Annotated in this window: 6 protein-coding genes, 1 tRNA gene and 1 pseudogene; all 8 read right to left on the reverse strand. The window is 62.1% G+C overall.

The features are described 5' to 3' along the window. Positions 1 to 174: 174 nt before the first annotated feature. Positions 175 to 768 carry a GNAT family N-acetyltransferase gene (locus tag IE243_RS21700; protein ID WP_191321392.1) on the reverse strand — a complete coding sequence of 198 codons (594 nt, stop codon included), beginning with the start codon at positions 766 to 768 and terminating at the stop codon, positions 175 to 177. Continuing rightward, positions 765 to 1850 carry a PHA/PHB synthase family protein gene (locus tag IE243_RS21705; protein WP_244643312.1) on the reverse strand — a complete coding sequence of 362 codons (1086 nt, stop codon included), beginning with the start codon at positions 1848 to 1850 and terminating at the stop codon, positions 765 to 767. The genes IE243_RS21700 and IE243_RS21705 overlap by 4 nt, the downstream gene beginning before the upstream one ends. 3 nt (positions 1851 to 1853) lie before the next feature. Continuing rightward, positions 1854 to 2222: a hypothetical protein gene (locus IE243_RS21710; protein ID WP_191321393.1), complete on the reverse strand. Its 369-nt coding sequence runs from the start codon at positions 2220 to 2222 to the stop codon at positions 1854 to 1856. A 156-nt stretch (positions 2223 to 2378) separates the two neighbouring features. Further along, on the reverse strand, positions 2379 to 2747 hold the full coding sequence (locus tag IE243_RS21715) for a hypothetical protein (RefSeq protein WP_191321394.1): 369 nt from the start codon (positions 2745 to 2747) through the stop codon (positions 2379 to 2381). 21 nt (positions 2748 to 2768) lie between these two features. After that, positions 2769 to 4019, reverse strand: coding sequence for an alpha/beta hydrolase (locus IE243_RS21720; protein WP_191321395.1), 1251 nt, complete (start codon positions 4017 to 4019; stop codon positions 2769 to 2771). A 527-nt stretch (positions 4020 to 4546) separates the two neighbouring features. Further along, on the reverse strand, positions 4547 to 5314 hold the full coding sequence (locus IE243_RS21725; protein ID WP_191321396.1) for an SDR family NAD(P)-dependent oxidoreductase: 768 nt from the start codon (positions 5312 to 5314) through the stop codon (positions 4547 to 4549). A 715-nt stretch (positions 5315 to 6029) separates the two neighbouring features. Next, a tRNA-Gly gene (locus IE243_RS21730) sits at positions 6030 to 6104 on the reverse strand. A gap of 159 nt (positions 6105 to 6263) precedes the next feature. Beyond that, positions 6264 to 6609 (reverse strand): annotated as a pseudogene (locus IE243_RS21735) (hypothetical protein); the annotation flags it as partial.

Raw genomic sequence — 6609 nt, forward strand, 5'->3', positions numbered from 1 at the left:
AATTCGCTCAAAACAAAAAAACTGGAGCAGTTTGCGATCCAGATTGATCGAAAACTGCCCCAGAAGGCGGCGGAAGCAGGCGGCGCCCGCTCGCCACGCGTCGCATTCCCCCGTCTCATGCGCCCTCATGGGACATGATCGCCCCTCCCGACGCCTGGCGGGAGGGGCGGGAGATCAACTGAGGTGGTCCATCATGCCGAATGCCGCCATCCGCGCCTGGGCTTCGCCCACGTCGTGGCTCAGGATGGCCAGGTCATGCATGACGCCGCTCCGGTCCCGCACATGATTGCGGAATACGCCCTCGGCCCGGAAGCCAAGTCCCTCGAAGCTGGCGACCGCCGCCTGCTGGTCGACGGTCATCTGCACGCACAACTTGGACAGGCCCATCTCCAGCGCCTGGATAAAGCATTCCTGGATCAGCAACCGGCCGAGGCCGACGCCCCGCAGGCGCGGCGACGTCAGGACGCGCAGTTCGCCGACATGTCGCGACCAGAACAGGTCGTGGACAACGATGGCCGTACAGCCAACGATGACGCCGTTCTCGACCGCGACCAGACTCTTCACCCGATCGGCCGCAATCGCCTCACCCCATGCGTCGATAACCTTGGGATGGGTAATGTCCCGATTGAGGAACAGCAGATCGTGCTCTGGCAAGGTCGCGACGAACGCCCGCAGGGCGTCCGCGTCGTCCGGCCGCATCAGGCGCAACTCGACGGTCGTGCCGTTGCAGTTCACCGTGCGCGGGTAGGTGCGTGGCGTATCGTTCATGTTGCTCGCCTTTCCAGCCATTGATCCAGTCGCGGCCACATGCGTTTGACAGCATTCGCGCCCGCAATGAGGCTGACATGTCCGCCTGGCAGGATGATTTCTTCTTTGTCTTTTGAACTGGCCTGTTCCATCAGCGGCTTTCCACAGACGGGCGGCACAATGTGGTCATACTGCGCCATAATGTGCAGCAGCGGAACCTTGATGTTGCTGATCAGCACGCGCTTGCCGCCGATCTCCAGCTTCTCCTCCGCAAGGGCGTTCTTCTGCATCAGATCTTTGATGAACTGACGGAAGTACTCGCCAGGCAGCGGCAGGCTTTCGTTGCCAAAGCGCTCCATGCGGCGGAATGCCGTGACGTACTCATCATTCCAAAGATTATCCCACAGACGGATCTGACCGGTGATGCGGGCGGCTGGCCGCAGCATGTCAAAGCCGGCGGTGATCATTTCCGAAGGAATAATGCCAAGGGTGTCCACCAGCCGGTCAATGTCAAAGTGCCGTGCGTCGGTCCACTGGCGGAACAGGGTCATGCCGCGCGTGTCCACCGGACAGGTGAAGCAGACGAGGTTTTTGAGCGGGCCGTCGGGATGCAGCGCGGCGTAGATTGTCGACAGCACGCCGCCGGCGCAATAGCCGACAAGCGAGACCTCATCGACGCCCGAATGCTTCTGGACCTGCTGGATACAGTCCGGAATGAAGTCAAGGACGTAATTGTCGATCTTCAGATAGCGCTCTTCGCCAGTCGGCGCGTTCCAGTCCATGACGTAGACGTCATGGCCCCGCTTGAGCAAGAATTCGATCAGGCTCTGGCCGGGGGCAAGGTCGAAAACGAAAGCCTTGTTGGTCGGCGCCATGACGAGAAGCACCGGGACACGGTAGACTTCCTTTACCATGGGTTTGTAGTGATAAAGGCTCAATGTGCCCCGGCGATGAAGTATGGTTTTCGGCGTCTGGCCCACAGCAGGCGCCGGAGAGCCGAGATAGCCGAACCCCTTCAGATTACGCTGGATCGCCCGGTCGATTTCCACGCGCATGCGGTCGGCGAACGAGGTTTCCGCTTGTGCAGCCTGGGACGCCGTCATGGCCTAGGCTCCTTTGTTTGTGGGGGGCGGGGTGGTGGCGCTGGCGCCGGCGCCCGTCGCGGGTTTGGTGGTTTCCGCCGGTTTGTTTACGGCGGCGAGGAGGTCATCGACTTTGGCTTCGAGGCGCTGCATCTGTTCTTCGAGCGCGACGAAATCGGCGAGGCCCGGAACACGGACGGCTTTGAAGTAGTTATCGAGCGCCTTTCCGAAGCTCTGCTGCATGCCGGCCGAAACCTGCGTGAACTGCTGCGACGCGCGGGCGAACTGCTCGGAGTTCGGCGTGTTTTTGGCAATCGCACTCGTGCCGGCTTCGATCTTGTTGATGATCTGGCGCCACATCTCGAATGGGTCCAGAACGGGCTTGGTGATCACGGATTTGTCTCCAGTTCTACAGAAAGCGCGCGCCGCGCGGGCGCCCGCGCTGGAAAGGCTGCGGCGCGCAAGTTCCCGATCGGACCTGGCTTGGAAATCGCCAGGTCCGTTGAGGGTCTTCGTTGATTGCGTCAGGGACGCTGGGCCGGCTTTAAATCAGCTGGCCTTGCTGGCGTTGGCGGCGGGCGTCTCGCCAGGCTTGCGCGTGCGCTCCGGGCGGGATTCCGCCGGTTCGCGGCTGTCAGGCAGGGCTGCGTCCAGCTTGTCCTCAATGCGCTGCAGCCGCTCCTCAAGCGCGAGAACATCGCTGCGGCTCGGCAGACGCACGGCCTTGAAGTAACCGTCCAGCGCCTTTTCAAAAGTCTGCTGCATGCCGGTTGAAACCTGGCTGAATTGCTGCAGGGCGCGTGTGAACTGCTCCGAGTTCATGCTGTTGTTGGCCATCGAGTTGATGCCGGTCTCGAACTTGTTGATGATCTGGCGCCACATCTCGAATGGATCGAGGGGAGGAGTCGTCGTATTCATAGCTGCCTGGTCTCCGTGAAGTCAGGCGGACGGCGCGCCCGCCTGGGGTGGGTAACTCTGCTGGGCGTTCAGAGCGTTGATACAACCCGAGATGGTGCGCCGCGCCATGGCTGCCGGCGCCCAGAAGGGACGCAACAGGTTGGCGGCGGCGTATGCCGTCTCGGGTGAGAGGCTGCGCAACACATGGCTGTTCCATTGCCGGACCGAACGACCAGCCAGCATGGCGCCTGTAATCAGATCTTTTGACAGGCGTGCGTCGAACCAGGGGCGGTTGTCGGCGATTTCGATCGTCCGGTTTGGCGCCGGTTCGCCAGCGAAGGCATCGCGCAACGCGACGCCAACACGTTCCTGGGCGTCGCGCGCCGCGCCCAACACGGCGTCGAAGTTAAAGAAGCCGTGGAATTGACCAGAATAGTGCAGCAGTTCAACTGGAACGCCGGCCCTGCGCAATTGCGCCGCGTAGAGCAGGCCGTCGTCACGGATGGGATCAAAGCCAGCGGTAATGATGACCGCCGGCGGCAGCCCGGCGACACTGTCCGCATGCGCTGGCGACAGCCAGGGATCAGTCAGGTCTTCGCCGCGCTCGATTAGCGGCCGCAGCGAGTCCATGAAGTTGGCGGTGAGCAGAAAACCCTTGGAATTCTCATCTTTCGAGTCAAAGTCCATCGCCAGATTGGTCGCGGGATAGACCAGCGCCTGCAAGCTGAGCCGCGGGCCGCCCCTGCGGATATTCTCCTGGGCCACTGCGGCGCTGATATTGCCGCCAGCACTGTCGCCGCCAACGCCAAGGCGGTTGCCGTCGATGCCGAGAGCTTCGGCGTTCTTGTGAACCCAGTTCAGGGCGGCCAGAAAATCTTCGCGGCCCGCATAAATATCATGCTCTGGCGCCAGCCGGTAACGCACCGAGATAACGATGGCGCCGGAAGCGCGGGCAATGGCCCGGCAGATGCCGTCGCTGGTGTTGAGATCGCCGACGACAAAGCCGCCGCCATGGCACCACAGGAATGCGGGCTTCAGGCCGGGCGGGCCGTCGGGCGTATAGATGCGCAGTGGGATGGCGTTGCCGTCCGGCCCACGGATCTGGCGCTCCTCCAGGCCGGCCAGCGGGATGCGGCGGCCGAAAGTTGATGCAAGGGCAGCCCAGGCGTAGCGGAATGAAGAGACGCGTTCGCGGTTGATAGCTCGTCCGACAAGTGGGAAGGCTCCGTTCATGGCGTGCAGCAGCAGCCGGGATTCACGGTCCAGTTCTGAGGCCCGCCTTGTTTTCGGCATGCCGCTCTCGGTCGTCAGAATCCGACGGTTCCGCGCGACATCTCCTCCCATATGACCGCTCATGTTGTCGTCCTTGTTTTCTTTATTCGTTGTGCTGTTCGCCCCTGTTGGGCGCAGTCCTCAATTGAAGTCTACCAATCGGCGGCGCCAGCGCTATCGTCGGTTCCGACGAGTCCGCGGTTGTGGCGCCCGGATGCTGGCGATATTCGCTGGGTTTTGCTGGTTCGCGGCGCGCCCTGCCGGGAGGACGCCGCCAGAAGGGATGAGCGCCGGGGCGGTTGACGGGGTTCCGGGCGGCGAACTTTTCAGTCAGCTCCAAAGGCTGGAGCGGCGGCTGGACTGGCGGGGGACGGACGGATGAACGCGGCGACGCAATCCGGCGAAGCTGTTCGGGCGTCGCCCGATCGGCGAAATGTGCTGTGCTTTGGTGAAAAGGGATCAGGCCAAAAGCGATCCCGGCCTGATCTTCACGGGGAGGCGGCTGCGAAGAAACCCGCGACGTCCTTGGGGGCGTATTTTTGGTCGTCTCAGAGATGTGAAACCAGATGGCCGCCATCGACAGCGATAACTTCGCCGGTCATCCAGCTCCCTGCGTCCGTCGACAGCAGCAGGACGGCGCCATCCAGTTCCGATTCCTTGCCCAGCCGGCGCATTGGCACCCGACGGATCATCGCCTGTCCCGGCTCGGTCTCAAAGAACTCGCGATTGATATCCGTGAGAATGTAGCCGGGCGCCAGTGCGTTGACCCGAATGCCATGGCGGGCCCACTCCAGCGCCAGAGCCTTGGTGAGTTGCACAACCGCCGCCTTGGACACCGTGTACGGCAGCACAGCGTAGCTGACGCGGAAGCCAAGGATCGAGGCGATGTTGACGATGACGCCGTTGCGACCGGCCGCCTTCCAGCGACGCCCCGCTTCGGAACACACCAGCCAGACGCCGCGCAGATTGGTGTTCATGACATCGTCGAAATCCTCGGCCGACAGTTCCATGGCCATGGACGGGCGGGCAATGCCGGCGTTGTTGATCACCACATCAATCGGCCCCTGGGCTGCCTCTGCGGCGGCAAAGGCCTCGGCGATGGAGCCCTCGCTGGTCACATCGAGCGGAACAGCGTGCGCGCGAGCGCCCTGTGTTTGCAGCTCTGTCACAAGGGTTGCGAGCTTGTCGGCGCTGCGTGCGGCAACTGTGACTGTCGCGCCACAGGACGCATACAGCCTCGCAAAATGCGCGCCAAGTCCGCCTGAGGCGCCGGTGATCAACACATGTCGGTTTTTGATGAGCGCGCCAAGATCCATTGACGTTTCCCCTTATGGCTGTTGGTGAATGAGACCACTGCTGTCTTGAGTGTCGCCGCGTTGGGGGGGCGACAGGGGTCTGAAGATGCAGTTTACGCAGTTGATTGGCGGTCTGGTCAAGATAAGTTCAGTGTGTGAGGCAACAGTTTTTCGAAAATCGACGCCGCCGATAGTTGTTGGCGCGAAGGTGGAGTTTTGCTTGAAGGCAGAATGCAAAACGGTATGAATGTGCCGAATATTGCTCACGAAGGCTTGGGCAGGCGCGGGGAGACAGCCGCTGTCCCGCTACATTGGCCTGGGGTTCGCGTGGGGCTGGAGCCGTGACGCGCGCGCCGCCGGGATGAAGTGACGCCGGACGAATATCAGGTGCTGAAATCCAGGCATGACCGCCGGATTGGCCAGCCTGCCTTGCCAACGCAGGCCTACGTCATCCGGGGAGCGCCGGCCTTGTTGAATGCCGGCGGGCTCGCGCGGAGACGTGCATGTGTTTCAACTCTGGCCCGTCGTTTGGTCCTGTGTTGTCCGTCAGCATGCGCAGACGTTGATAGTCATCATAAAATTCTGCAGGTCACGGGCAGTTCATGTGACAGGCAGCGCGCCGCCCATGGGAACGCCAGGAAGAAGACGTTATCGCGCAATGGGGAGCATGAGAGCCAACGTCGGGAGCGCGGCCTACGCCATGTGAGCGCCAACAAATTGTTCTGATGGAGGAAATTGGAGCGGGCGAAGGGAATCGAACCCTCGACATACAGCTTGGGAAGCTGTCGTTCTACCACTGAACTACGCCCGCAGAGCGGGGATGGAACCGTTGGGTTCTGATCCCGGCCATCCCGCCACCGGCAAATCGCCAGGGACAGGGACCTTCATGTACCCGGTTTCGCCCACGTCGATCAAGGGTCATTGCACCGCCAGATGACGTCAGGGGTCGTCGTGCACAGGGAGGGAGGGTTTACTTGCCGCAGTGAACCCAGTCCTGACCGCCTTTCACCGCCCGGTAGCAGAATCCGCGTTGCTGCAGTTCGTCCGCAACGTCGGAGCGACGACCGCACGCCTGATCCGTTTTGGGGTCGTCGCCGCTGCCACCGCGACAATCATCGTTCAGGTCGCCCCATTGGTCGATCAGCGCCCTGTCTGACAGCTTGCGGATGTTGGCCGGGGTGGGTCTGGATGCCTTCGGCTGTCCATGGGTGGTCCCGCACCAGATGTAGTCCTCACCCTCCAGAGAGAACCGCTCGCGCGTCGGGGTGTCGAGAATGAACGACTGGTGGGAAATCGTATCGTACTCCCGGCAGGTC

Origin of the sequence: Camelimonas fluminis, assembly GCF_014656355.1 — a bacterium.
GTDB lineage: Bacteria > Pseudomonadota > Alphaproteobacteria > Rhizobiales > Beijerinckiaceae > Camelimonas > Camelimonas fluminis.